Source organism: Sphingomonas sp. GW821-FHT02B09 (assembly GCF_059421875.1).
Window position 1 is genome coordinate 829,809 of sequence record NZ_JBWKVV010000001.1, and the last position, 23,296, is coordinate 853,104.

Genomic DNA, 23,296 nt, shown 5'->3' on the forward strand with positions numbered 1-23,296 from the left:
CGATCGACGTCAAGATCAGACTAAGCGGCTCTTCGTCAGCGCCGCCTGGATGAAGCTCGCGAACAGCGGGTGGGGATCGAACGGCTTGCTCTTCAGCTCCGGGTGGAACTGGACACCGACGAACCACGGATGATCCGGCCGCTCGACGATCTCGGGCAGGGTGCCGTCGGGCGACATGCCGCTGAACACCAGCCCGCCCTTCTCCAGCGCATCCTTGTAATGCGTATTGACCTCGTAGCGGTGGCGATGGCGCTCGTGGATCACCGTATCGCCGTAGATCGACGACACGACGCTGTTGCCGTCGAGCGATGCCTCATAGGCGCCGAGCCGCATCGTGCCGCCAAGATCGCCCTGCTCCTCGCGTTTCTCGAGCCCGTCGCGACCCATCCACTCGGTGATGAGGCCGACGACCGGCTCGTCGGTCGGGCCGAATTCGGTCGACGAGGCATTGGCGATACCGGCGAGGTCGCGCGCGCCCTCCACGCAGGCCATCTGCATACCGAAGCAGATACCGAAATAGGGGATCTCGCGCTCGCGGGCGAATTTGACCGCCTTGATCTTGCCCTCGGCACCGCGCTCGCCGAACGCCCCGGGGACGAGGATCGCGTCGCACGGCTCGAGCTGGCTGACGATCTCGCCATTGTCGTTCTCGAAGATCTCGGCGTCGATCCAGCGGACGTTGACCTTGACCCGGTTGGCGATGCCGCCATGGACGAGCGCCTCGTTGAGCGACTTGTACGCATCCTGCAGGCCGACATATTTGCCGACGACGCCGACGGTCACCTCGCCCTCCGGATTGGTCAGCCGGTCCATGATGTCGGTCCAGCGGCTGAGGTCGGGCGCCGACGACGGCGTAATGCCGAAGGCGCGCAGCACCTCCGAATCGAGGCCCTCGCCGTGATATTGCAGCGGCACGGCATAGATGCTCTTGGCGTCGAGCGCCGGAATGACCGCCGTCTCCGGCACGTTGCAGAACAAAGCGATCTTGGCGCGCTCCGACGGCGGCAGCGGATGTTCGCAGCGGCAGACCAAAACGTCGGGCTGCACGCCCAAGGCGGCGAGTTCGCGCACCGAATGCTGCGTCGGCTTGGTCTTCAGCTCTCCGGCGGCGGCGATATAGGGGACGAGCGTGACGTGGATGCTGATCGCATTGCCGCGGCCGACCTCGTTCTTGAGCTGGCGGATCGCCTCGATGAACGGCAGCGACTCGATGTCGCCGACGGTGCCGCCGATCTCGCAGAGTACGAAGTCGAGGTCATCGGTTTCGGCGCGGGCGAAGGCCTTGATCGCGTCGGTGACGTGCGGGATCACCTGCACGGTGGCGCCGAGATAGTCGCCGCGCCGCTCGCGCTCGATGATCGTCTTGTAGATGCGGCCCGAGGTGACGTTGTCCGACTGGCGCGAGGCGACGCCGGTGAATCGCTCGTAATGGCCGAGGTCGAGGTCGGTCTCGGCACCGTCGTCGGTCACGTAGACCTCGCCGTGCTGATACGGGCTCATCGTGCCGGGATCGACGTTGAGATAGGGATCGAACTTGCGAATCCGGACGCGGTAGCCGCGCGCCTGGAGCAAAGCTGCGAGAGAGGCCGCCATGAGGCCTTTGCCGAGCGACGAAACCACGCCGCCGGTGATGAAGATGTACCGCGCCATGGGAGAAATCGCCTAGCGTGTTATGGGGTCGAACGACAAGAGCGCGCGGGTCGGCCCCGCGCGCGATTCACGATGAACGGATCAGCGGGTTAGCGCTGGAGCGGCACCGCGCCATTGTCGGCGGGAGCGTTGGGCACCGCATCCTGCGCGGGCGCAGGGGCCGGTGCCGCCGCCGGGGGCGTGCGGGCGAGCGAGGTGTCGATCGTCTGCGTCTGGCGATGCGCCGCGATGAAGGCGAGCGCGATCGACATGCCGACGAACACCGTCGCGAGGATCGACGTCATCCGGGTCAGGAAATCGGCCGCGCCGCGCGCCGACATCAGCCCCGACGGGCTGCCGCCCATGCCGAGGCCACCACCCTCCGACCGCTGCATCAGGATCACCGTCACGAGCGCCGCGGCGATGATGGCATGAACGACGAGGAGGAAGGTGAACATCTATGGTCCCGGAAACGCGTATGAAGGCGCGCACATAGGCGAGGGCTGCGAAACGATCAACCGTGCGGGTGTGCGCGACGATGATGGCATCGATGCCGGGGGCCACCCGCCGGTCCGCAACCGTACCCAGGCCACTTATTCACCCTACCCGTCCGTTTACCGGAAACCTGCACCGTGCGGGGGCGTTATGACCGCGAAACAAAGCCCCGAAAACGGCGCAGAAACGGATATTTGAACGTGGGAACTGCCGCGCAATCACTCGCGACGTGGATGACGGCCCTGGTGGATTACGTGCGCTCGGGCGAACCCGATCTCACCAACCGGCAGATGGCGCTGCTCCTTCTCGTCTACCTCAATCCCGGCCCGCATACGGTGCGGGGCCTGGCCCGGGCCCTCAACGTATCGAAGCCCGTCGTCACGCGCGCCTTGAACAGGCTGGGTGCGCTCGGCTATCTGCGCCGGCAACGCGACGACAGCGACAAGCGCAACATCTTCGTCGCGCGTACTTCCGAAGGGGCAGAGTTTCTTGAAGAGTTCGGGCAATTCCTTGGCGAAGGCGACGCCCGGTCGCGCCAGCCAGCCCTCGCGTAGGGCGTTCGCGCTCACCGGCCCGTCGGTCACGCTCGATCCCCGGACGCACGCGGTGCGCGGCGATCTCGCCGACGTCCGCCTCGCCGAACAGGTGTTCGCGCCGCATTATGCCGCGCCGATGGCCGCGGTAGCACTGGGCGATGCCCGCCTGTTCGCCGATCGCAATCTGAGCGAGCCGATCGCGACGCTCGCAACCGGCGACGTGTTCGAGGTGCTCGAACTCGCCGGGCGCCACGCCTGGGGCCGGGCGATCGGCCAGAATCTGGTCGGCTATGTCGACCGTTCCATCCTCGACAAGGCGAGCGCAGCATGAGCGTCACCGTGTTCATCGACGGCGCCGTCGGCACGACCGGCATCGACATCCGCGAGCGGTTGAGCGGCCGCACCGACATCGATGTCGTGACGCTCGACGACTCGCGCCGTAAGGACGCGGATGCTCGCGCCGAGGCGCTCAACGACGCCGATATTGCCATCCTCTGCCTGCCCGACGAGGCGGCACGCGAGGCGGCGGCGCTGGTGCGCAGCGGCACGACGCGGCTGATCGACGCCTCGTCGGCGCATCGGGTCGCCGAGGGCTGGACCTACGGTTTCCCCGAACTGACCGAGGGTCAGGCGGCGCGGATCGCCGCGGCGCGGTTCGTGTCCAACCCCGGCTGCTATCCCACCGCCTTTCTCGCGCTGGTTGCGCCGCTGGTGCGCGCGGGGCTGATCCCCGCCGACTGGCCGCTGACCTATAATGCGGTGTCGGGCTATTCGGGTGGCGGCAAGGCGATGATCGCGGAATTCGAGGGCGGCGGAGTCGATACAGCGCTGCGCGCCTATGCGCTGACGTTGTCGCACAAGCATCTGCCCGAGATGCGCGCGCATGCCGGCCTCGCCCATCCGCCGGTGTTCGCGCCCGCGGTGGCGCGGCTCAACCGCGGCATGCTCGGCGAGGTGCCGCTGGCGCTCGCCCAGCTACCCGGCCTGCCAAGCCTCGCCGCGGTCGAGGAGACGCTCGCCGCGGCCTATGCCGACAGCGCGCTGATCACGGTCGCGAGTGGCGACGTCGCCGCGGTGACGATCGAGGAAAACAGCGGCACCGACCGGATGACCTTGCGCGTCTGCGGCAATGCCGACAGCGGCCAGGTGCGGCTGATCGCCACGCTCGATAATCTCGGCAAGGGCGCCGGTGGCGCCGCCGTGCAGAATCTCAACATCATGGCCGGGCTCGATCCCCTGGCCGGCCTGATCGTTTAACAGAAGGACCGTCATGCAGCGCAATCCCGTCGGCAAGCTGCTCCTGTTCGGAGCGACCGGTGACCTCGCCCAGCGCATGCTGTGGCCGTCGCTGTACGGATTGCACGCCGACGGGCTGCTGCCCGAGGCGTTGACGATCGTCGGCTCGGCCCGCGGCGAGCAGAATGACGACGCCTTCCGCGCCTTCGTGCAGAAGGCGCTCGGCCAGTTCCTCGCCGCCGACCGCAAGGACGACGACAAGATCGCCAGCTTCCTCGAGCGGTTGTTCTTCCAGCCCGCCGACCTGTCCGATCCGGCGAGCTTCGCCGGCCTCGCCGAAAAGATCGGCGACGTGTCGGGCGGGCTCGCCATCTATCTGTCGACCGCGCCGTCGCTGTTCGAGCCGGCGGTCAAGGGGCTGGAAAGCGTCGGCCTTGCCGGCGAGACGGTGCGGATCGGGCTGGAGAAGCCGCTCGGCTACGATCTCGCCTCCAGCCGCGAGATCAACGACACCGTTGCGTCCGCCTTCCCCGAGGAGCGGACCTTCCGCATCGACCATTATCTCGGCAAGGAAACCGTCCAGAACATCCTCGCGCTGCGCTTCGGCAATTCGTTCTTCGAGCCGGTGTGGAACGCGCAAGGGATCGACAACGTCCAGATCACGATCGCCGAGACGGTCGGGCTGGAGGATCGCGCCGGCTATTACGAGGGCGCGGGCGCGTTGCGCGACATGGTCGCCAACCATATGCTCCAGCTCGTCGCGCTGATCGCGATGGAGCCCCCCGCCCTCTACGACGGCGCCGCGATCCGCGACGAAAAGGCGAAGGTGTTCCGGTCGCTGCGCAAGATCGCGCCCGAGGACGTGCCGATCTGCACCGTCACCGGCCAGTATGAGGAGGGCGCGGTCGGCGGCAAGGTCGTCAAGGGCTATGACGACGAGCTGGGCTATGACAGCAACGTCGAGACCTTCGTCGCGATCAAGGCGCATATCGACAATTGGCGCTGGCAGGGCGTGCCCTTCTATCTGCGCACCGGCAAGCGGATGGCGAAGCGGCGCAGCGAGATCGCGATCCAGTTCAAGCCGGTGCCGCATTCGATGTTCTCGGGCCGCGGCGGCATCCTCCAGCCGAACACGCTGGTGATCCGGTTGCAGCCGGAGGAATATGTCCAGCTGCTGGTGATGGCGAAGGAGCCGGGGCTCGACCGCGAGGGCATCCGCCTGCGCGAGGTGCCGCTCAACCTCAGCATGGACGCCGAATTCGCCGGCTCGCGGCGGCGCATCGCCTATGAGCGGCTGCTGCTCGACCTGATCGAGGGCGACCAGACGCTGTTCGTCCGTCGCGACGAGGTCGAGGCGCAATGGACGTGGATCGACGCGATCCGCGCCGGCTGGGATGCCAACCAGACCAAGCCCAAACATTATGCCGCCGGCACCTGGGGCCCCGCCGGCGCGATCGCGCTGACCGAGCGCGACGGCGTGACCTGGCAGGACGATTGAGGCTTCAGGCCGAGCCGTTCACCCCCGTCACCCCGGGCCTGACCCGGGCTCCCGCTTCTCCCGCGGTCGGCCAATAGCGGGACCCCGGGTCAAGCCCGGGGTGACGGGATATGGGGTGTGTTTTGGGTCACCATACAGTCGATTCCGTCGCTCATACGTATGCGCGGCCTCTTACCTTGCGCGTCCGCCCGGTCTATCGGGCGGGACGCCGACCGAACGAAAGCAAACACATGACCGAGATCGAATGGTGGGAATATGACGACGCCGCCGAAATGGCCCAGGCGGTCGCCGGCGACATCCAGTTCATCATCGAGGCGGCGATCGACGCACGCGGCGCGGCGGTGATCGCGCTGTCGGGCGGCAAGACGCCGATCCCGATCTACGACACGCTGTCCAAGGCGAAGCTCGACTGGAAGCGGGTGACGATCGTCCCCACCGACGAGCGTATCGTGCCGCTCGGCGACGCTTTGTCGAACGTGACGATGATCGCCAAGACCTTCCTGCCCAAGGGCGCGCGGGTGATGCCGATCGTGCCGCAGGCGACCGCCGACTATAAGTCCGCCGGCCGCTCGGCGGATGCGCTGATGCAGGACCTGCACTGGCCGCTCGACCTGTGCCTGCTCGGCGTCGGCGGCGACGGCCATACCGCGTCGATCTTTCCCGGCCCCGATTTCGACGAGGCGCTGTCCGGCCCCAAGGAACGCCGCGCGCTCGGCGTGATGCCCGAACCGCTGCCGCCCGAGGCCCCCGTCGCCCGCGTGACGCTGTCGCGCGAGGGCATCGTCACGGCGCGCGCGCTGATGATCGCGGTCACCGGCCAGGCCAAGCGCGACGTCATCGAACAGGCGATCAAGCAGGGGCCGTCGTCGCCCTATCCGATCGGCCGCGTGCTCGCCGACGCCGAATTGCCCGTCGATATCCACTGGGCGCCGTAACGCCGGTGACGGAGCGGGGTTGAGACCCACCGTGCTTCGACAGGCTCGGCACGAACGGTGAAGGGGAATCGCTCCCGCCCCGTTCGCCCTGAGTCTGTCGAAGGGCCTGTGTCCCGATCCGCTTCCGTCGTTCGTCCCGATATGGTTTATGGTGACACCTCAGGCACCTAACGCCCCCTCCCCAGGATCCGCGTCATGAACCCCGAAGTCTCCGCCGTCACCGACCGCATCATCGAACGATCGCGGGAGCGCCGTGCCGCCTATCTTGCACTGATCGAGCGCGAGCGGGAGAGCGGCGCGCGCCGGCCGCAGCTCGGCTGCGCCAACCTCGCCCATGCCTATGCCGGCACCGAGGAGGATCGCGACACGCTGCGCGCCGATACCGGCATGAACATCGGCATCGTCACCGCCTATAACGACATGCTGTCGGCGCATGCGGTCTATTACCGCTACCCCGAGCTGATGAAGGTGTGGGCGCGCGAGGCCGGCGCCACCGCACAGGTCGCCGGCGGCGTGCCGGCGATGTGCGACGGCGTGACGCAGGGCTATGCCGGCATGGAGTTGTCGCTGTTCAGCCGCGACACGATCGCGCTCGCCACGGCAGTGGCGCTCAGCCACGGCACGTTCGAGGGCGCGGCGCTGCTCGGCATCTGCGACAAGATCGTGCCGGGGCTGCTGATGGGCGCGCTGCGCTTCGGTCACCTGCCCATGGTGCTGATCCCCGGCGGGCCGATGCCCTCCGGCCTCCCCAACAAGGCCAAGGCGGCGGTGCGCGAGGCCTATGCGGAAGGCAAGGCGGGGCGCGAGGAACTGCTCGACGCCGAAATCCAGGCCTATCATTCCAAGGGCACCTGTACCTTCTACGGCACCGCCAACACCAACCAGATGATGATGGAGGTGATGGGCCTGCACATGCCCGGCGCCGCTTTCGTCAATCCCGGCACCAAGCTGCGTCAGGAGCTGACCCGCGCCGCGGTGCATCGCCTTGCCGGCATGGGCTGGCGCGGCAACGACTATCGCCCGCTCGGCCATTGCGTCGATGAACGCGCGATCGTCAACGCGGCGGTCGGGCTGCTCGCCACCGGCGGCTCGACCAACCATCTGCTTCACGTGCCCGCGATCGCGCGCGCGGCGGGGATCGTGATCGACTGGGAGGATTTCGATCGCCTCAGCCGCGCGGTGCCGCTGATCGCGCGCGTCTATCCCAACGGCGCCGCCGACGTGAATGCGTTCGAGGCGGCGGGCGGCATGCCCTTCGTCATCCGCGAACTGCTGTCGGCCGGGCTGCTGCACGGCGACATCACGACGGTCAGCGGCGACAGCCTCGCCGCTTATGCCAACAAGCCGGCGATCGTCGACGATCGGCTCACGTGGCAGCCGGTCGGCGACAGCGGCGACACCAGCATCCTGCGTCCCGTCGGCGAGGCCTTCTCGCCCGATGGCGGCATGCGCATCCTCGCCGGCAACATCGGCCGCGCCTGTATCAAGGTCTCGGCGGTCGACAAGGAACGCTGGGTGGTCGAGGCGCCGGCGCGCGTCTTCCACGACCAGCTCGACGTGCTCGAGGCGTTCAAGCGCGGCGAGCTGGAGCAGGACATGGTCGTCGTCGTCCGCTTCCAGGGGCCGCGCGCCAACGGCATGCCCGAGCTGCACAAGCTGACCCCGCCGCTCGGTGTGCTCCAGAATCGCGGCTTCAAGGTCGCGCTGGTCACCGACGGCCGCATGTCGGGCGCGAGCGGCAAGGTGCCGTGCGCGATCCACTGCTCGCCCGAGGCCCTCGGCCATGGCGCGATCGGCAAGATCCGCGACGGCGACATCATCCGCGTCGATGCGGTCAACGGCACGCTCGACGCTTTGGTCGACGCGGCGGAATGGCTGGCGCGGCCTTTGTGCGACGCCCCCGGCGCGGCGAGCGGCACCGGCCGCGAGCTGTTCGCGATGTTCCGCGGCCTCGCCGACGAGGCGGAGAAGGGCGCATCGGGCATGCTCGCGGCGGCGGGTCTATAGCAACACCAACCACCCTCACCCTTCCCACCGCCTGCGGCGGCGGGCCCCTTCCCTCTCCCGCCGGGAGAGGGAGAGACGGCGAAGCCGGCAATGGGTGAGGGTGAGAGCGGAACGTCAGGAGAGAATAGAAATGCAGCTCGTCAGCGTCGATATCGGCGGCACCCATGCCCGCTTCGCCATCGCGGAGGTGGAGGACGGCCATGTCGTCGCGCTCGGCGAACCGGTGACGCTCAAGACCGCCGAACACGCCAGCCTGCAGACCGCGTGGCAGGCGTTCGCCGCCCGCCACGGCGCGCCCCTGCCCAAGGCGGCGGCGATCTCGGTCGCCTCGCCGATTACCGGCGACATCATCCGCCTGACCAACAATCCCTGGGTGATCCGCCCGTCGCTGATCCCCGAGCGGCTTGGCGCGGACATCTATACCGTCATCAACGATTTCGGAGCGGTCGGTCACGCCGTCGCGCAATTGCCGCACGACGATTTCGAGCACCTTTGCGGCCCCGACATCGCGCTGCCGACCGAGGGGGTGACGACGGTCTGCGGCCCCGGCACCGGCCTCGGCGTCGCGCAGGTGTTCAAGACCAAGGGCCGCTATCACGTGCTGCCCACCGAGGGCGGCCACGTCGACTATGCGCCGCTCGACGGCATCGAGGACGCCTTCGTCAAGCGCCTGCGCCGAACCTATACGCGCGTCTCGGCGGAGCGGATCTGCTCCGGTCCCGGCATCGTCGCGCTGTACGAGACGCTCGCCGAGCTCGAAGGCCGCGCCGTTCCCAGCCGCGACGACAAGACGATCTGGACCGAGGCGGTCGACGGCACCGATTCGATCGCGCTCGCCGCGCTCGACCGCTTCTGCCTCGCGCTCGGCGCGGTGGCGGGTGACCTCGCGCTGGCACATGGCGCCAAGGCGGTGGTGATCGCCGGCGGGCTCGGCCTGCGCATCAAGGACAAATTGATCCGGTCGGGCTTCGATCAGCGCTTCGTCGCCAAGGGCCGGTTCCAGAACATGATGGCGGGTATCCCCGTCAAGCTCATCACCCATCCGCAGCCGGGCCTGTTCGGCGCCGCCGCGGCCTTCGCCCAAGAACACGCATAAGAGGCTCCTGCGTCATGACCGACATCGCCACCATCATGCAGACCAGCGCCGTCATCCCGGTGCTGGTGATCGACGACGCCGCCACCGCGCGGCCGCTGGCCGAGGCGCTCGTCGCCGGCGGGCTCAAGGTGCTCGAGGTGACGCTGCGCACCGGCGCGGCGATGGAGGCGATCGCCGAGATGAAGACGGTTCCCGGCGCGATCGTCGGCGCCGGCACCGTGGTGAACGAGAGCCAGGCACGGCAGGTGATCGACGCCGGCGTCGAGTTCATCGTCTCGCCGGGGCTTACCGAGCGGCTCGCCACGCCGATCCTCGACGCGGGCGTCGCCTATCTGCCCGGCACCGCGACCGCGGGCGACATCATGCGCGGGCTCGACCTCGGCCTCACCCATTTCAAGTTCTTCCCCGCCGAGACGTCGGGCGGGCTGAAGGCGCTGAAGGCGCTGGCGGCACCCTTCTATCAGTGCCGCTTCTGTCCGACCGGCGGCATCACGGAGGTGAGCGCGCCCGACTGGCTGGCGTTCGCGCCGGTGCTGTGCGTCGGCGGCAGCTGGGTGACCGGCGGCTCGATGGCCGAGGTCGAGGCCAAGGCGCGCGCCGCGAGCGGCCTGCGCCGCTGACGGCAGGGCGGAGGCGGGCGGATCACTCCCCCGCCTCCGTCACCAGCCAGTCCCGGAACGCGCGCATCGCCGGCGACGGCTTGCGCGACAGCAGATGCGTCAGCCAGTAGCGGCCGGCATCGATCTCGACCGCAAACGGCTGGACGAGCTGCTCCGCGGCGAGTTCGCGCAGGAACATCGCGCGCGGCGCCAGCGCGACGCCCAGCCCCGCCATCGCCGCGCTCGCCATGACCGCCGAACTGTCGAACAACGGCCCGCGCAGCGCCGGCGGCGACAGCCCCGCCTCGGTGAACCACCCTTCCCACTCGCTGGTCCGGTACGAGCGCAGCAGAGGTTCGCGCAGCAGATCGGCCGGGTCACGCAACCGCGCGGCGATACGCGGCGCGCAAAGCGGGGTCAGCGGCGCGGCGAGTAACGGCTCGGCCTGCGTGCCGTGCCACGCGCCGTCGCCGAAGCGGATCGCGCCGTCGAGCCCCTCGCCCGCCAGATCGACGCGGTTATTGTTGATCGACAGCCGGACATCGACGTGCGGATGGCTTGCGGCGAAGCGATCGAGCCGCGGCAGCAGCCAGCCGGTGGCGAACGTGCCTACCACGCCGAGCGCGAGGGGATGTTGCAGGCGTCCGCCCTCGAACCGGTCGAGCGTGGCGCCGATCCGGTCGAACGTCTCGGCGAGGACCGGGACCAGCGCCTGCCCCTCGTCGGTCAACGCCAGTCCGCGCGGCAGCCGCCGGAACAGCTTCGTACCCAGCCTCTCTTCGAGCGCGGCGACCTGATGGCTCACCGCTCCCTGGCTGACGAATAATTCGCTCGCGGCGCGGGTGAAATTAAGATGCCGTGCCGCCGCCTCGAAGGCGCGCAAAGCGTTGAGCGGGAGCTGGGCGCGATCCATCGGTCATGAGTAAACCTCATGGCTAACGCGAGGGAAGATGGTTTGTATGGCATCGCCGTGACGGGCATTCCGGGAACGAAGGAGACCCGTCCATGATCGCCAGCCTCGTTGCCGCCATGCTCGCCGCGCAGACCACGCCCGTCGCCACAACGCAGCGCGACGATCCCCTCACCCGGCCGATCGTCGGCGAGCATGTCGCCGAATGGCTGGCGCCGCGGCCGCCGGTGCGGGTGTTCGGCGACAGCTATCTGGTGGGCTTCGGCGGCCTCAACGTCGCACTGATCGACACGGGCAAGGGGCTAATCCTGATCGACGGCGCCCTGCCGCAAGCCGCGCCCGCGATCCTTGCCAATGTCAGAAAGCTTGGCTTCCGGCCGCGCGACATTCGCTACATCCTCAGCACCGAACCGCATTTCGATCATGCCGGTGGCATCGCCGCGCTCGCCCGCGCCACCGGCGCGACGGTGATCGCCAGCGCCCGTGCTGCCGAAGGGCTGCGATCCGGCCGCCTCGCCGCAGACGATCCGCAGCGCGGTTACGACAGCCGCTTTCCCGCCGTTTCCGCGGTGCGGGTGATCGGGGACGGCGAGCGGCTGACGGTGGGGCGCACCACGGTGACCGCGCATGCGACGCCCGGCCATACGATGGGCAGCACGAGCTGGAGCTGGCAGTCTTGCGCGCGCCAAGGGTGCAGGACGATCGTCTTCGCCGCCAGCCTCAATCCCGTCTCGAGCGACGGCTATCGCTACACCGCCGCCACGAGCCGCCCGATCGTCGCCGGATTCCGCAAGAGCTATAGGGTGATGCAGGCCCTGCCGTGCGATCTGCTGATCACCGCCCACGCCGATCAGGACGGCGCCACCGATCGCTTCCGCACGACACCCGGCGCCTGCCGTGCCTATGCCGCCTCGTCACGTCGCAAGCTCGACGCGCGCCTGCGCGAGGATCGGGCGACGCGGTGACCCGCGCTACATCTCGCCGCGCTGGCGCCTGATCGCATACCATTTCTGCACATTGGCGTTGTGCTGCGCCAAAGTGTCCGCAAACACGTGCCCGCCGGTGCCGTCCGCGACGAAATACAACGCCTTCGACGATGCCGGGTCGAGCACCGCATCGATCGAGGCACGCCCGGGATTGGCGATCGGCCCGGCGGGCAGGCCCGCCTCGGCATAGGTGTTATAACCGTTCTTCGCATGCAGCTCCGAGCGCAGGATGCGCCGGCCCAGCGGCCGCCCCTTGGTGATCGGATAGATGACCGTCGGATCCGCCTGCAACGGCATCCCCTGCTTCAACCGGTTGCCATAGACCGCCGCCACCGTGCGCCGCTCGGCAGGCTTGCCGGTCTCCTTCTCGACGATCGAGGCGAGGATGATCGCCTGTTCGGGGGTCGTCACCGCGATCCCCGGCTTGCGCTTCGCCCAGGCGGCGGCGAGATAGTCGCGCATCGCCGTCTGCATCCGTGCCATCACGCTCGCGCGCGTGTCGCCGCGCTGGAAGGCATAGCTGTCGGGCAGCACCGAGCCCTCGGCAGGCACCGGCACGTCGCCGGTCAATCCGTCAGCCTTCATCAGCGCGTCGTGGACGAGCACAGAAGGATAGCCCTCCGGCACCACCACCAGCCGCTGCAACACCTTGCCGCCCTGCAGCATCTTGAGGATGTCGGCCGGGCTGGTGTGCGCCGGGATGCGATATTCGCCCGCCTTGATCGGCTCGCCCGAACCGAACACGCGGGCGAGCAGGCGGAAGCGCCCGGCCGAGCGGATCGCCCCCGCCTTCTCGAGTTCGCGCGCGGCGGAGGCGAGACTGCTGCCCTCCGCCACCTGCACGGTCAGCGTCCGCGGCGCCGGACCGCTGCCACCCCAGCCCTGCACCACCAGGAACGCCGCGACGATCGCAACGAGGCCGATCAGCAGACCGAGGCAACCGACCTTGCGCATGGAATCAGATCGCCTTCATCACCAGCGAGGCGTTGGTGCCGCCGAAACCGAACGAATTGTTGAGCACCGCGCGCACCTCGCGCTTGCGCGCGACGTGGGGGACGAGGTCGACGCCCTCCGCGCCTTCCGACGGATTGTCGAGGTTGAGCGTCGGCGGCACGATCTGGTCGCGCATCGCGAGGATGCAGAAGATGCTCTCCACCGCGCCGGCGCCGCCGAGCAGATGGCCGATCGCCGATTTGGTCGAGCTCATCGACAGGCCGCCGATCGCATCGCCGAACAGGCGCTTGACCGCGCCCAGCTCGATCATGTCGGCCATCGTCGAGGTGCCGTGCGCGTTGATATAGTCGATGTCGCTGAGCGCGAGGCCCGAGCGCTTCATCGCCATTTCCATCGAGCGAAACGCACCCGATCCTTCGGGTTCCGGTGCGGTGACGTGATAGGCGTCACCCGACAGGCCGTAACCGACGACCTCGCAATAGATTTTCGCGCCACGCGCCTTGGCGTGTTCATATTCCTCGAGCACGACGACGCCCGCGCCCTCGCCCATGACGAAGCCGTCGCGGTCGCGGTCATAGGGGCGGCTGGCCTGTTCGGGCCGGTCGTTGAAGCTGGTGTTGAGCGCGCGCGCCGCGGCGAAGCCGGCGATGCCGATCGGACAGATCGTGCTTTCCGCGCCGCCCGCGAGCATCACGTCGGCATCGTCGAGCGCGATCATCCGCGCCGCGTCGCCGATCGAATGCGCACCGGTCGAACAGGCGGTGACCACCGCATGGTTCGGCCCCATCAGCCCGTATTTGATCGACACCTGACCCGAAATCAGGTTGATGAGCCGGCCGTGGACGAAATGCGGGCTGACGCGCTTCGGCCCCTTTTCGGCGAGGACGAGCGATTCGCTCTCGATCCCCGGCAGACCGCCGATGCCCGAACCGATCGAACAGCCGGTGCGGAACCGCTCCGCCTCGCTCATCTCGGTGAGGCCGGCGTCCTCGAGCGCCTGGCCGGCGGCATCGATGCCATAGACGATGAACGGATCGACCTGACGCTGGACCTTGTGGTCGACGCGCTTGTCGGGGTCGAAGCCGTAAGGATGATCCGCCGGCTTGACCTCGCAGGCGATCAGGCATTTCTGGTCCGACGCGTCGAAGCGCGTGATCGGGCCGGCGCCCGACTTGCCCGCGATCAGGTTCGCCCAGGCGGTTTCGACGTCCGCGCCAAGCGGGGTCACCAGACCCAAACCGGTTACGACAACGCGCCGCATACCCTTACTCCATCCAGTCCAAACAGGTCGCCGTCCGACGGAAGCGGGCGGCTGTTACGAAAAACGGCCCCCCGCCCTCACAATCGGGGACGGGGAGCCGTTCAGATCCGGCCCTTAGCGGGCGCGGGCAAGCCGAAGGCTCAGCCCTTGTGCTCGTCGATATAGGTGATCGCGTCCTTGACGGTCGTGATCTTCTCGGCGGCATCGTCGGGGATCTCGACCCCGAACTCTTCCTCGAACGCCATGACGAGCTCGACGATGTCGAGGCTGTCGGCACCCAGGTCGTCGATGAAGCTCGCGTCCTCGGTCACCTTGTCGGCTTCGACGCCGAGATGCTCGACGACGATCTTCTTCACGCGGTCGGCGGTCTCGCTCATGGTATAGTCCCTCTTCGCTTTGGGGGGTGTTTGTCAGTTACCAAACGCCCGTAGAACGGGGCGGTTCGGGTGGCAAGCGTCTGTTAAGGTCGATCGTTGTGATCAGCCCCAACCCGCCTAGATCATGGCCATGCCGCCGTTGACGTGCAAGGTCTGGCCGGTGACATATCCGGCTTCGCGGCTGGCGAGGTACACGACGGCGGCACCGATATCCTCGCCGGTGCCGAGATCGCCGGCCGGAATCCGCCCCAACAGCGCGGTTTTCTGCGCCTCGGGCAGCACGTCGGTCATCGCCGAGCGGATGAAGCCGGGCGCGACGCAATTGACCGTGATGTTGCGGCTGGCGAGCTCCTGCGCCAGCGCCTTCGACATGCCGACGAGGCCGGCTTTCGATGCGGCATAATTCGCCTGCCCCGGATTGCCGGTCTGCCCGACCACCGAGGTGATCGACACGACGCGGCCGAAGCGCTGCTTCATCATCGGCTTGGCGGCGGCGCGGACGAGGCGGAACGCGGCTTCCAGATTGACGCGGATCACCTGATCCCATTCGTCGTCCTTCATCCGCATCGCCAGATTGTCGCGCGTCACGCCGGCGTTGTTGACGAGGATGTCGAGCCGCCCGCCGAGCGCCTGCACCGCCTGCGGCACCAGCGCGTCGACCGCGGCGGCATCCGACAGGTCGCACGGCACCGCGACATGCGCGCCGCCAAGCCCGGCGCGAAACGCCTCGAGCTTCTCCGCATTGGACCCCGACACCGCCAGCGTCGCCCCCTGCCCCGCCAGCGCCTTCGCGATGGCGGACCCGATACCTCCCGAAGCGCCGGTAACCAGCGCAGTCATGCCTGTCAGATTGAACATTCTTCGAAATCCTTATTGATCCACGCGAAGACGCGAAGACGCGAAGACGGTGTGGCCGTTGACGATACGTCGCAGCCCTTCCTTGAGCGTCGCGCCTCCAAAGTTGATAAGCAGCCCAAGGGGCTGGCTGGTCAGCCGAAGGTAGGTGAGCAGTTGCTTGGCGTGAGCGGCGTTAAGCCGCTCGACCGATTTGATTTCGACGAGCAACGCCCGGGCGACGACCAGATCGACCTTGAACGCAGCGTCGAACGAGAGCCCCTCGAACGAAAAGGATACCGGCATCTGCCGGTGGACCTCATAACCGAGATGCGTGAGCTTCGCGGCCAGAACGGTCTCGTATACGCTCTCTAATAAGCCGGGTCCCAAATCACGGTGAAGACGAAAAGAAACGTCGATGACATCCGAGGCGGCGGCCTCGAGATCCACCATCTTCGCGTCTTCGCGTCTTCGCGTGAACATCACACCTTTTTAAGCAAATCCTCGATGTCGTCCATCGTCACGACGCTGGCCGCCTCGACGTCCGGGGCGATGCGCTTGACCATCGGGGCGAGGACCTTGCCGCCGAATTCAACGAAGTGAGTCACCCCCGCCTCGGCCATCGCCAGCACCGATTCGCGCCAGCGCACCATGCCCGTCACCTGACGGACCAAAGCGGCGCGGATCGCGTCGGGGTCGGCGATCGGCGCGGCGTCGACGTTGGCGTAGACCGGCACCAGCGGCGCGGCGATCCGTGCATCGGCGAGCGCGGCCTCCATCGCCTCGGCGGCGGGCTGCATCAGCGGACAGTGGAACGGCGCCGACACCGGCAGCAGCAGCGCGCGCTTGGCGCCATGGTCCTTGGCCAAAGTGACCGCACGCTCGATCGCGGCGCGGTGGCCCGAGATCACCACCTGCGAGGGATCGTTGTCGTTGGCGACGGTGCAGACGAGATCGCCGCCACCCTCCGCGGCGATCGCCGCGACGGCGGCGGAGGCGATCGCCTGCGCCTTGGCGAGATCGGCACCGAGCAGCGCCGCCATCGCCCCCTTGCCGACCGGCACCGCCGCCTGCATCGCCTCACCGCGCAGCCGCAGCAGCCTCGCGGTGGTGGCGAGGTCGAACGCCCCCGCCGCGCACAATGCGCCATATTCGCCCAGCGAGTGGCCCGCGACATAATCGGCCTTGTCGGCGAGACGGAGGCCGCCCTCGCGCTCGGCGACGCGCAGCGTGGCGATCGCATTGGCCATGATCGCCGGCTGCGCATTGGCGGTGAGCTGCAGGTCCTCGCCCGGCCCCTCGGCCATCAGCCGGAACAGATGCTGGCCGAGCGCCTCGTCGACCTCGCCGAACACCTCGCGCGCGACCGGGCTCGCCTCGGCCAGCGCCTTGCCCATGCCGACCGCCTGGCTGCCCTGGCCGGGAAAGATGAATGCCCGCATCACGCGTCTCCTCTGAACAACAGGAGCGCGCCACTAGGACCGCAGTGGCCCTCACGCAACCTGAACGAACCTCCCGGAGTTGCGACACCTTGCGACCGTTTTCCGGGATCGACGAGAGAGGTGTGCGACAAGTCGCCCCTATCTCTCGTATCGACGCCGGACACGGCGCCGGTATGCAAATGGGAGTGATTACAATGAAGAAGCTGATCCTGAGCGCGATTGCCGCGACCCTCGTCGCCAGCCCGCTGGCGGTCGCCGCCGCCGACGCCGCCCCCGTGCAGCGCGAGCGCACCGTCACCACCGTCAAGGAGCGTCCGAACGGCCGCACCGTCGTCACCCAGCGCACCACCGTCCGCAACAACGGTCCGCGCGCCTGGCGGGCCGGCCAGCGTTTCGATCGCCGCTATGCGACCAACTACCGCGTCGTCCGCGACTATCGCACCTATCGCCTCGCCGCCCCGCCGCGCGGCCAGTATTGGGCGCGCTCGGGCAACGACGCGGTGCTCGTCCGCGACAACGGCACCGTCGTGCGGGTGATCCAGCGCTCGTTCCGCTAAGCGCCAAGGCTTGCCTTTTCGCCCGCAAGGCGTATGAGCATCGATATCCGGGGTGGAGAGCCAGTCTCTCCGCCCCGGTTTTTATGTTTGAGACGACAGTCGGAGGGGCGTCGCATGGGGCGGCGTCAGCGATCGGCCAACGAAGGACAAGGCATGGCTCTGTACGAGCACACGTTCCTTGCGCGCCAGGATCTGGCACAGGCGCAGGTGGACGCGCTGGCGGAAACCGCCACCAAGATCATCGAAGACAATGGCGGCAAGGTCGTCAAGACCGAGACCTGGGGCCTGCGCAGCCTCGCGTATCGCATCGCCAAGAACCGCAAGGCGCATTACGTCATGCTCGAGATCGATGCCCCCGGCACCGTGATCGCCGAGCTGGAGCGCCAGACGCAGATCAACGAAGACGTCATCCGCTACATGACCGTCAAGGTCGATGCGCTGGAAGACGGTCCGACCGTGATGATGCGCAAGCAGGAGCGCGATCGTGAGCGTCGTGGCGACCGCGAAGGCGGCCGTGATGGCGGCCCGCGCGGCGACCGTGGCGATCGTCCGGACCGTGCCCCCCGTCGTGACCGTGAAGAGGAGGCCGCATAATGGCTCGCCCGTTTTTCCGCCGCCGCAAGTCGTGCCCGTTCAGCGCCAAGGATGCGCCGCGGATCGACTATAAGGACGTCCGTCTGCTCCAGGGCTTCGTGTCCGAGCGTGGCAAGATCGTGCCGTCGCGCATCACCTCGGTGAGCGCCAAGAAGCAGCGCGAGCTCGCCCAGGCGATCAAGCGCGCCCGCCACCTGGGCCTGCTGCCCTACGTCGTTAAGTAAGGAACGGACACATGGACGTCATTCTGCTTGAGCGCGTCGAGAAGCTCGGCGCCATCGGCGACGTGGTGAAGGTCAAGGACGGGTTCGCCCGCAACTTCCTGCTGCCGAACAAGAAGGCGCTGCGCGCCAACGAAGCCAACCGCAAGGTGTTCGAGGCGAACCGCGCCCGCATCGAGAGCGACAACGCCAACCGTCGCGGCGAGGCCGAGAAGGAAGCGGGTTCGTTCAAGGACGCGAGCGTCACCCTGATCCGTCAGGCGTCGAACACCGGCCAGCTCTACGGTTCGGTCGCGGTCCGCGATCTGATTGAGGCGCTCGTCGCCGACGGCCACAAGGTCACCAAGAGCCAGGTGGTGCTGGACAAGCCGATCAAGTCGATCGGCCTGTACACCGTGCGCGTCGCGCTGCACCCCGAGGTCACCGTGACCGTCAAGGTCAACGTCGCCCGCTCGCCGGAAGAGGCCGAGATGCAGGCATCGGGCGTCGACGTGATGTCGTCGATGTTCGAGCGCGACGAAGCCGGCTTCGTCGAGGATTACGATCCCAACGCCGAGCCGGGCGCGACTGCCGAAGTGCAGGCCGACACCGCGGAGGAGGCACCGGCGCAGGGCTGAGCCCCGCGTTCGCCTTTGCGAAGACAAAGAGGCCGTCCGGAGCGATCCGGGCGGCTTTTTCCATGGCATCGGACGCCGACGGCAGCATTCCCAGCCGGGGCAAAATGGTCAGTGCTAATCAACGCGTTAACACACGCGAAAGACCTAGACCATTATGGACTGATTCATGCCAGCCCGTTTCAGCATCGCCGTCGACCCCGTCCGGCATCTCGTCACCGTCACCTCGGCGGGGTTCTTCCTGGTGGAAGACGTTGCGGCGTTCCGGGAGTCCTATCGCGATGCGCTCGAGCTGCTGCATTGCGGTCCCAACCAGCATCTGACGCTGACCGATGCGTCGGGAATGCGTATCCAGAGCCGCGAGGTCGTCGAGGCGTTCATGGCGATGACGCGCGATCCCACGCTGCGCTCGCGCCGCATGGCGTTCGTCGTCGGCATGTCGCTGTCGCGCCAGCAGATGCGCCGCCTGCCCGAGCCGGGCCGCGAGGGCGTCGGCTATTTCTCCGAGCGCGCCGCGGCGGAAGCCTGGCTGTTCGAGGACTCGCTCACCGGCGGCCGAACAGTTTTTCAATATCGCCATGCGCCAGCTTCACCCAGGTCGGACGACCATGGTTGCATTGGCCAGAGTGCGGCGTAGCCTCCATCTCGCGGAGCAGCGCGTTCATCTCGGTCACGCCGAGCACCCGGCCGGCGCGCACCGAGCCGTGGCAGGCCATCGTCCCCGCCACCGCGTCGAGCCGCTCGCGCAGCGATAGCGCCTGATCGAAGGCGGCGAGTTCGTCGGCAAGGTCGGTGACCAGCCCGGTCGGGTCGGCCTGACCGAGCAGCGCCGGCGTCGCGCGCACCAGCATCGCGGTCGGCCCGAACCGTTCGAGGTCGAGGCCGAGTTCGGCGAGTTCTGCGGCCCGCGCCTCGAGCCGGTCGCAGGCGGGCTCCTCCAGCTCGACCACCTCGGGAAGCAGCAGCGCCTGCGAAGCGACCCGCCCGCCGGCGAGCGCGGCGCGCATCCGCTCGAGCACCAGCCGTTCATGCGCGGCATGTTGGTCGACCAGCACCAGCCCGTCCTCCGCCTCGGCGACGATATAGGTCTTGGCGACCTGTCCGCGCGCGACCCCGAGCGGATGCGACGCGGTCTGCGGCGGCGGCGCCCAGGCGGGTTCGGCGCGCGCGGCCGGCGGCGCGGTGAAGAAGGTCGGCCGATAGTCGCGCACAGCCCCGTAAAGCCCCTCCCCGCGCGGCGAGGTGTCGAGGGCCGCGGACACCTCACCGATACCGACCGTCTCCGGCAGCCCCCAACTCGGCCCCTCTGCGGGAGGAGCGGGGCTTTCGGGCTGCCACATCGCCAGCGCATCCGCGCTCGGCCGCTGCACGCTGCGATGCCCGGCAGCGTCCAGCGCCCGCCGCAGCCCCGACACGATCAGCCCGCGCACCATGGCGGGATCGCGAAAGCGCACCTCGGTCTTGGCGGGGTGGACGTTGACGTCGACCTCGCTCGCCGGCACGTCGAGGAACAGCGCCACCACCGCATGGCGGTCGCGCGGCAACATCTCGGCATAGGCGCCGCGGATCGCGCCCATCAGCAGCCGGTCGCGCACCGGCCGGCCGTTGACGAACAGATATTGGTGATCGGCGACGCCGCGATTGTAGGTCGGGATGCTCGCCACCCCGCCGAGCACCAGCGGCCCGGCGTCCGTCGGCCGCTCGAGGTCGATCGGCACCGCATTGTCGGCGAGCGCGCGGTCGGTCAGCGCCGCGACGCGCTCCGGCCGCTCCTCCGCCTGCGTCACCGCCAGCGCACGGCGGCCGTCGTGTTCGAGCGTGAAGGCGATGTCGCAGCGGGCCATCGCCAGCCGCCGCACCGCATCAAGGCAGGCGGCATATTCCGCGCGCGGCGAGCGCAGGAACTTGCGCCGTGCCGGCACCCGGCCGAACAATGCCTCGACGATCACCCGCGTCCCCGGCGGCAACGCGGCCGGCCCCTCGCGGAGCAGCGCACCATTGTCGATCGTCCGCGCCCAGCCCTCGGCCCCCGCGACTCGGCTTTCGATCGTCAGCCGCGCGACGCTGGCGATCGACGGCAGCGCCTCGCCGCGGAAGCCGAGCGTGGCGACCATTTCGAGCGCGCCCTCGTCGCCAACCAGCGAATCCGGCAGTTTCGACGTCGCGTGCCGCTCCAGCGCCAGCGCCATGTCGGCGGGGGTCATGCCGCACCCGTCGTCGGCCACCTCGATCCGTGAAAGGCCGCCCTCGGAGAGGGTTATCGCGATCCGCCGGGCACCCGCATCGATCGCATTCTCGACCAGCTCCTTCAACGCGCTGGCGGGCCTTTCCACCACTTCACCGGCAGCGATACGGTTGACGAGATGTTCAGGCAGACGGCGTATTGACACCGCGCAAGCTCTATACCAAGCGAACGCATCCCGCGAGCCCCTCCGCCAGACGTGACGAACTTCGTGACCGACACGGTCTGCGGCGGGTCTCCTGGAACTCCCGCGTCCCGCATACGGAACCTAGCGCTCGATGGCATTTCCTCGCTTCTTCAAATTCATGTCCCATGACATGGCGATCGATCTCGGCACCGCGAACACGCTGGTCTACGTCCGCGGCCGCGGCATCGTGCTCAACGAGCCGTCGGTGGTCGCGGTCGAGACGATCAACGGCGTGCGCCGGGTGAAGGCGGTCGGCGACGACGCCAAGCTGATGATGGGCAAGACGCCGGGCTCGATCGAGGCGATCCGGCCGCTGCGCGACGGCGTCATCGCCGACATCGACGTGGCCGAGGAGATGATCAAGCATTTCATCCGCAAGGTGCACGGGCCGCGCAAGTTCGCGCGCTGGCCCGAGATCGTCATCTGCGTGCCGTCGGGTTCGACCAAGGTCGAGCGCCGCGCGATCCGCGACGCCGCGTCGAATGCTGGCGCGAGCCAGGTCTATCTGATCGAGGAGCCGATGGCGGCGGCGATCGGCGCCGACATGCCCGTCACCGAGCCGATCGGCTCGATGGTCGTCGACATCGGCGGCGGCACCACCGAGGTCGCGGTGCTGTCGCTGCGCGGCCTCGCCTATACCACGTCGGTGCGCGTCGGCGGCGACAAGATGGACGAGGCGATCGTCAGCTACGTGCGCCGCAACCACAATCTGCTGATCGGCGAGGCCACCGCCGAGCGGATCAAGCAGGAGGTCGGCATCGCCCGGCCGCCCGCGGACGGCATCGGCAAGATCATCTTCGTCAAGGGCCGCGATCTCGTCAACGGCGTGCCCAAGGAGATCCAGATCAATCAGGGCCAGATCGCCGAGGCGCTGAGCGAGCCGGTCGCGACGATCGTCGAGGGCGTCCGCGTCGCGCTCGAGAATACCGCGCCCGAACTCGCCGCCGACATCGTCGACCAGGGCATCGTGCTCACCGGCGGCGGCGCGCTGCTCGAGGGGCTGGACGAGGTGCTGCGCGACGAGACCGGCCTGCCGGTGACCGTCGCCGAGGACCCGCTGACCTGCGTCGCGCTCGGCACCGGTCGCGCGCTCGAGGATCCGATGTTCCGCGGCGTGCTGCAGACCGGCTAAGCCGCGGACGTTCTTTCACACGAGACGGGGGGACATCGGCGCATGGCGCCTGCCCGCGACCGTCGCACGGGTTTCTCGCGGCGACGGCAGTATAGTACGTTCTTCGGCTACGTGCTCGCAGTGGCGGGCGCGGTGGTCGGTGCCGCGCTGCTCGCCGCCTCCATCTTCAATCCGCCCGCGTTCAGCGCGGCGCGGATGGCGGTGGCGAGCGTCACCGCGCCCGTCGCCAGCGTGCTCGACGCCGGCGTCGACGCGGTGGCGTCGGTGCCGGAGGCGATCGGCACCTGGTTCCACGTCCATGGCGAGAATGCCACGCTGCGCGCTGAGGCCAAGCGCCATCGCGCGCTGCTCACCAAGGCGCGGGTCATCGCCTATGACAACCGCCGCCTGCGCGCGCTGCTCAAGGTACGCGACCGCACGCCCGAACCGGTCGTCGCGGCGCGGCTCGTAGCCTCGACCGCATCGAGCGGCCGGCGCTTCGCCTTGCTCGACGCCGGGCGGGTGCAGGGCGTCACCCCGGGCATGCCCGTCCGCGGTCCCGAAGGGCTGGTCGGCCGCGTGCTTGAATCCGGGCCGTTCGCCGCGCGCGTGCTGCTGATCACCGATCCCGACAGCCTGGTGCCGGTACGCCGCACCCGCGACGGCATGCCGGCGATCGCCGCCGGCCGCGGCGACGGCCGCGTCGACATCCGCTCGGTCAACGCGGCCAATGTCCGCTTCGCGGCCGGCGACATGTTCGTCACCTCGGGCACCGGCGGCCTCTACGCGCCGGGCGTACCCGTCGCGCAGGTCGAGGCGACGGGGTCGGACAGCGTCCTCGCCATTCCGTTCGCCGCGCCGGATTCGCTCGATTTCGCGTTGGTCGAACGCCCGTTCATGCCGCTGCCGCCGCCCCCGCCGCCGCGTGCCGCCGCCCCCCCCGCGACGCCGTCCGCGCCCGCGCCAGCCCGTTGA

At 68.5% G+C, this 23,296-nt stretch carries 27 protein-coding genes; 17 read left to right on the forward strand and 10 right to left on the reverse strand.

Annotation, left to right across the window (positions count from 1 at the left end):
* Positions 1–15: 15 nt before the first annotated feature.
* Positions 16–1,650, reverse strand: a complete 1,635-nt coding sequence (pyrG, locus tag AC07U4_RS03795) for a CTP synthase (protein ID WP_038659946.1) — start codon at positions 1,648–1,650, stop codon at positions 16–18.
* Positions 1,651–1,739: 89 nt separating this feature from the next.
* Positions 1,740–2,087 (reverse strand): preprotein translocase subunit SecG, encoded by a 348-nt coding sequence (gene secG / locus AC07U4_RS03800; RefSeq protein ID WP_038659948.1) that lies wholly within the window; start codon positions 2,085–2,087, stop codon positions 1,740–1,742.
* Between secG and AC07U4_RS03805 the strand changes: the two genes are divergently transcribed.
* From AC07U4_RS03805 to eda, 9 genes are all read left to right on the forward strand, one after another.
* Positions 2,080–2,322, forward strand: a complete 243-nt coding sequence (locus AC07U4_RS03805) for a hypothetical protein (RefSeq protein WP_495194488.1) — start codon at positions 2,080–2,082, stop codon at positions 2,320–2,322. The genes secG and AC07U4_RS03805 overlap by 8 nt on opposite strands.
* 35 nt (positions 2,323–2,357) lie before the next feature.
* On the forward strand, positions 2,358–2,678 hold the full coding sequence (locus AC07U4_RS03810) for a MarR family transcriptional regulator (protein ID WP_038659952.1): 321 nt from the start codon (positions 2,358–2,360) through the stop codon (positions 2,676–2,678).
* On the forward strand, positions 2,635–2,991 hold the full coding sequence (locus AC07U4_RS03815; protein WP_495194489.1) for an SH3 domain-containing protein: 357 nt from the start codon (positions 2,635–2,637) through the stop codon (positions 2,989–2,991). The genes AC07U4_RS03810 and AC07U4_RS03815 overlap by 44 nt, the downstream gene beginning before the upstream one ends.
* On the forward strand, positions 2,988–3,917 hold the full coding sequence (gene argC / locus AC07U4_RS03820; RefSeq protein ID WP_495194490.1) for an N-acetyl-gamma-glutamyl-phosphate reductase: 930 nt from the start codon (positions 2,988–2,990) through the stop codon (positions 3,915–3,917). Before AC07U4_RS03815 ends, argC begins: the two co-directional genes overlap by 4 nt.
* Positions 3,918–3,930: 13 nt before the next feature.
* Entirely contained in the window at positions 3,931–5,394 is a 1,464-nt protein-coding gene (gene zwf / locus AC07U4_RS03825; protein WP_038659959.1) for a glucose-6-phosphate dehydrogenase, read from the forward strand.
* A 230-nt stretch (positions 5,395–5,624) separates the two neighbouring features.
* Positions 5,625–6,329 carry a 6-phosphogluconolactonase gene (gene pgl / locus AC07U4_RS03830; protein WP_495180054.1) on the forward strand — a complete coding sequence of 235 codons (705 nt, stop codon included), beginning with the start codon at positions 5,625–5,627 and terminating at the stop codon, positions 6,327–6,329.
* Between the two features lie 195 nt (positions 6,330–6,524).
* On the forward strand, positions 6,525–8,336 hold the full coding sequence (gene edd, locus AC07U4_RS03835; RefSeq protein ID WP_495194491.1) for a phosphogluconate dehydratase: 1,812 nt from the start codon (positions 6,525–6,527) through the stop codon (positions 8,334–8,336).
* A 130-nt stretch (positions 8,337–8,466) separates the two neighbouring features.
* Positions 8,467–9,432: a glucokinase gene (gene glk / locus AC07U4_RS03840; protein ID WP_495194492.1), complete on the forward strand. Its 966-nt coding sequence runs from the start codon at positions 8,467–8,469 to the stop codon at positions 9,430–9,432.
* 14 nt (positions 9,433–9,446) lie between these two features.
* A complete protein-coding gene (eda, locus tag AC07U4_RS03845) occupies positions 9,447–10,052 on the forward strand; it encodes a bifunctional 4-hydroxy-2-oxoglutarate aldolase/2-dehydro-3-deoxy-phosphogluconate aldolase (RefSeq protein ID WP_495194493.1) in 606 nt (201 codons plus the stop codon).
* A 22-nt stretch (positions 10,053–10,074) separates the two neighbouring features.
* On the opposite strand, the gene AC07U4_RS03850 is transcribed toward eda, so the two are convergent.
* Entirely contained in the window at positions 10,075–10,944 is an 870-nt protein-coding gene (locus AC07U4_RS03850) for a LysR substrate-binding domain-containing protein (protein ID WP_495194494.1), read from the reverse strand.
* Between the two features lie 92 nt (positions 10,945–11,036).
* Here AC07U4_RS03850 and bla point away from each other — a divergent pair, with 92 nt between their 5' ends.
* Entirely contained in the window at positions 11,037–11,906 is an 870-nt protein-coding gene (gene bla / locus AC07U4_RS03855) for a subclass B3 metallo-beta-lactamase (RefSeq protein ID WP_495194495.1), read from the forward strand.
* A 6-nt stretch (positions 11,907–11,912) separates the two neighbouring features.
* Here bla and mltG read toward each other — a convergent pair whose 3' ends face one another.
* The 6 genes from mltG to fabD form a co-directional block, all read right to left on the reverse strand.
* Entirely contained in the window at positions 11,913–12,881 is a 969-nt protein-coding gene (gene mltG / locus AC07U4_RS03860; RefSeq protein ID WP_495194496.1) for an endolytic transglycosylase MltG, read from the reverse strand.
* Positions 12,882–12,885: 4 nt separating this feature from the next.
* Positions 12,886–14,142, reverse strand: coding sequence for a beta-ketoacyl-ACP synthase II (gene fabF / locus AC07U4_RS03865; protein WP_137898682.1), 1,257 nt, complete (start codon positions 14,140–14,142; stop codon positions 12,886–12,888).
* A gap of 140 nt (positions 14,143–14,282) precedes the next feature.
* Positions 14,283–14,519 carry an acyl carrier protein gene (locus AC07U4_RS03870; RefSeq protein WP_019515010.1) on the reverse strand — a complete coding sequence of 79 codons (237 nt, stop codon included), beginning with the start codon at positions 14,517–14,519 and terminating at the stop codon, positions 14,283–14,285.
* 117 nt (positions 14,520–14,636) lie between these two features.
* Positions 14,637–15,377, reverse strand: coding sequence for a 3-oxoacyl-[acyl-carrier-protein] reductase (fabG, locus tag AC07U4_RS03875; protein WP_495194497.1), 741 nt, complete (start codon positions 15,375–15,377; stop codon positions 14,637–14,639).
* Between the two features lie 12 nt (positions 15,378–15,389).
* A complete protein-coding gene (locus AC07U4_RS03880; RefSeq protein ID WP_495194498.1) occupies positions 15,390–15,806 on the reverse strand; it encodes a GxxExxY protein in 417 nt (138 codons plus the stop codon).
* 29 nt (positions 15,807–15,835) lie between these two features.
* The gene (gene fabD / locus AC07U4_RS03885) at positions 15,836–16,795 is read right to left on the reverse strand and encodes an ACP S-malonyltransferase (protein WP_495194499.1); all 960 of its coding nucleotides are present in this window, start codon (positions 16,793–16,795) and stop codon (positions 15,836–15,838) included.
* Positions 16,796–16,989: 194 nt separating this feature from the next.
* On the opposite strand from fabD, the gene AC07U4_RS03890 reads away from it, so the two are divergent.
* From AC07U4_RS03890 to AC07U4_RS03910, 5 genes are all read left to right on the forward strand, one after another.
* The gene (locus AC07U4_RS03890; protein WP_495180045.1) at positions 16,990–17,352 is read left to right on the forward strand and encodes an RcnB family protein; all 363 of its coding nucleotides are present in this window, start codon (positions 16,990–16,992) and stop codon (positions 17,350–17,352) included.
* 153 nt (positions 17,353–17,505) lie between these two features.
* Entirely contained in the window at positions 17,506–17,946 is a 441-nt protein-coding gene (gene rpsF / locus AC07U4_RS03895) for a 30S ribosomal protein S6 (protein ID WP_495195008.1), read from the forward strand.
* Entirely contained in the window at positions 17,946–18,170 is a 225-nt protein-coding gene (gene rpsR, locus AC07U4_RS03900) for a 30S ribosomal protein S18 (RefSeq protein ID WP_007403456.1), read from the forward strand. Before rpsF ends, rpsR begins: the two co-directional genes overlap by 1 nt.
* 11 nt (positions 18,171–18,181) lie before the next feature.
* Entirely contained in the window at positions 18,182–18,784 is a 603-nt protein-coding gene (gene rplI / locus AC07U4_RS03905) for a 50S ribosomal protein L9 (RefSeq protein WP_038660005.1), read from the forward strand.
* A gap of 166 nt (positions 18,785–18,950) precedes the next feature.
* Complete coding sequence (locus tag AC07U4_RS03910; RefSeq protein ID WP_038660008.1) at positions 18,951–19,418, forward strand: hypothetical protein; 468 nt, start codon at positions 18,951–18,953, stop codon at positions 19,416–19,418.
* On the opposite strand, the gene mutL is transcribed toward AC07U4_RS03910, so the two are convergent.
* The gene (mutL, locus tag AC07U4_RS03915) at positions 19,327–21,171 is read right to left on the reverse strand and encodes a DNA mismatch repair endonuclease MutL (protein WP_495194500.1); all 1,845 of its coding nucleotides are present in this window, start codon (positions 21,169–21,171) and stop codon (positions 19,327–19,329) included. The genes AC07U4_RS03910 and mutL overlap by 92 nt on opposite strands.
* A 130-nt stretch (positions 21,172–21,301) precedes the next feature.
* Here mutL and AC07U4_RS03920 point away from each other — a divergent pair, with 130 nt between their 5' ends.
* Positions 21,302–22,342 carry a rod shape-determining protein gene (locus tag AC07U4_RS03920; RefSeq protein ID WP_038660014.1) on the forward strand — a complete coding sequence of 347 codons (1,041 nt, stop codon included), beginning with the start codon at positions 21,302–21,304 and terminating at the stop codon, positions 22,340–22,342.
* Positions 22,343–22,384: 42 nt separating this feature from the next.
* The gene (locus AC07U4_RS03925) at positions 22,385–23,296 is read left to right on the forward strand and encodes a rod shape-determining protein MreC (protein ID WP_495194501.1); all 912 of its coding nucleotides are present in this window, start codon (positions 22,385–22,387) and stop codon (positions 23,294–23,296) included.

What these genes read in the sequence shown, in the direction of transcription:
- fabF (WP_137898682.1), bottom strand. Translation starts at nt 14,142, where the DNA reads ATGCGGCGCGTTGTCGTAACCGGTTTGGGTCTGGTGACCCCGCTTGGC.
- pgl (WP_495180054.1), top strand. Translation starts at nt 5,625, where the DNA reads ATGACCGAGATCGAATGGTGGGAATATGACGACGCCGCCGAAATGGCC.
- AC07U4_RS03850 (WP_495194494.1), bottom strand. Translation starts at nt 10,944, where the DNA reads ATGGATCGCGCCCAGCTCCCGCTCAACGCTTTGCGCGCCTTCGAGGCG.
- rplI (WP_038660005.1), top strand. Translation starts at nt 18,182, where the DNA reads ATGGACGTCATTCTGCTTGAGCGCGTCGAGAAGCTCGGCGCCATCGGC.
- AC07U4_RS03810 (WP_038659952.1), top strand. Translation starts at nt 2,358, where the DNA reads ATGACGGCCCTGGTGGATTACGTGCGCTCGGGCGAACCCGATCTCACC.
- AC07U4_RS03870 (WP_019515010.1), bottom strand. Translation starts at nt 14,519, where the DNA reads ATGAGCGAGACCGCCGACCGCGTGAAGAAGATCGTCGTCGAGCATCTC.
- AC07U4_RS03920 (WP_038660014.1), top strand. Translation starts at nt 21,302, where the DNA reads ATGGCATTTCCTCGCTTCTTCAAATTCATGTCCCATGACATGGCGATC.
- fabG (WP_495194497.1), bottom strand. Translation starts at nt 15,377, where the DNA reads ATGTTCAATCTGACAGGCATGACTGCGCTGGTTACCGGCGCTTCGGGA.
- mltG (WP_495194496.1), bottom strand. Translation starts at nt 12,881, where the DNA reads ATGCGCAAGGTCGGTTGCCTCGGTCTGCTGATCGGCCTCGTTGCGATC.
- AC07U4_RS03925 (WP_495194501.1), top strand. Translation starts at nt 22,385, where the DNA reads ATGGCGCCTGCCCGCGACCGTCGCACGGGTTTCTCGCGGCGACGGCAG.
- eda (WP_495194493.1), top strand. Translation starts at nt 9,447, where the DNA reads ATGACCGACATCGCCACCATCATGCAGACCAGCGCCGTCATCCCGGTG.
- AC07U4_RS03910 (WP_038660008.1), top strand. Translation starts at nt 18,951, where the DNA reads ATGCCAGCCCGTTTCAGCATCGCCGTCGACCCCGTCCGGCATCTCGTC.
- argC (WP_495194490.1), top strand. Translation starts at nt 2,988, where the DNA reads ATGAGCGTCACCGTGTTCATCGACGGCGCCGTCGGCACGACCGGCATC.
- AC07U4_RS03880 (WP_495194498.1), bottom strand. Translation starts at nt 15,806, where the DNA reads ATGGTGGATCTCGAGGCCGCCGCCTCGGATGTCATCGACGTTTCTTTT.
- pyrG (WP_038659946.1), bottom strand. Translation starts at nt 1,650, where the DNA reads ATGGCGCGGTACATCTTCATCACCGGCGGCGTGGTTTCGTCGCTCGGC.
- bla (WP_495194495.1), top strand. Translation starts at nt 11,037, where the DNA reads ATGATCGCCAGCCTCGTTGCCGCCATGCTCGCCGCGCAGACCACGCCC.
- edd (WP_495194491.1), top strand. Translation starts at nt 6,525, where the DNA reads ATGAACCCCGAAGTCTCCGCCGTCACCGACCGCATCATCGAACGATCG.
- secG (WP_038659948.1), bottom strand. Translation starts at nt 2,087, where the DNA reads ATGTTCACCTTCCTCCTCGTCGTTCATGCCATCATCGCCGCGGCGCTC.
- AC07U4_RS03890 (WP_495180045.1), top strand. Translation starts at nt 16,990, where the DNA reads ATGAAGAAGCTGATCCTGAGCGCGATTGCCGCGACCCTCGTCGCCAGC.
- rpsF (WP_495195008.1), top strand. Translation starts at nt 17,506, where the DNA reads ATGGCTCTGTACGAGCACACGTTCCTTGCGCGCCAGGATCTGGCACAG.
- glk (WP_495194492.1), top strand. Translation starts at nt 8,467, where the DNA reads ATGCAGCTCGTCAGCGTCGATATCGGCGGCACCCATGCCCGCTTCGCC.
- zwf (WP_038659959.1), top strand. Translation starts at nt 3,931, where the DNA reads ATGCAGCGCAATCCCGTCGGCAAGCTGCTCCTGTTCGGAGCGACCGGT.
- rpsR (WP_007403456.1), top strand. Translation starts at nt 17,946, where the DNA reads ATGGCTCGCCCGTTTTTCCGCCGCCGCAAGTCGTGCCCGTTCAGCGCC.
- fabD (WP_495194499.1), bottom strand. Translation starts at nt 16,795, where the DNA reads ATGCGGGCATTCATCTTTCCCGGCCAGGGCAGCCAGGCGGTCGGCATG.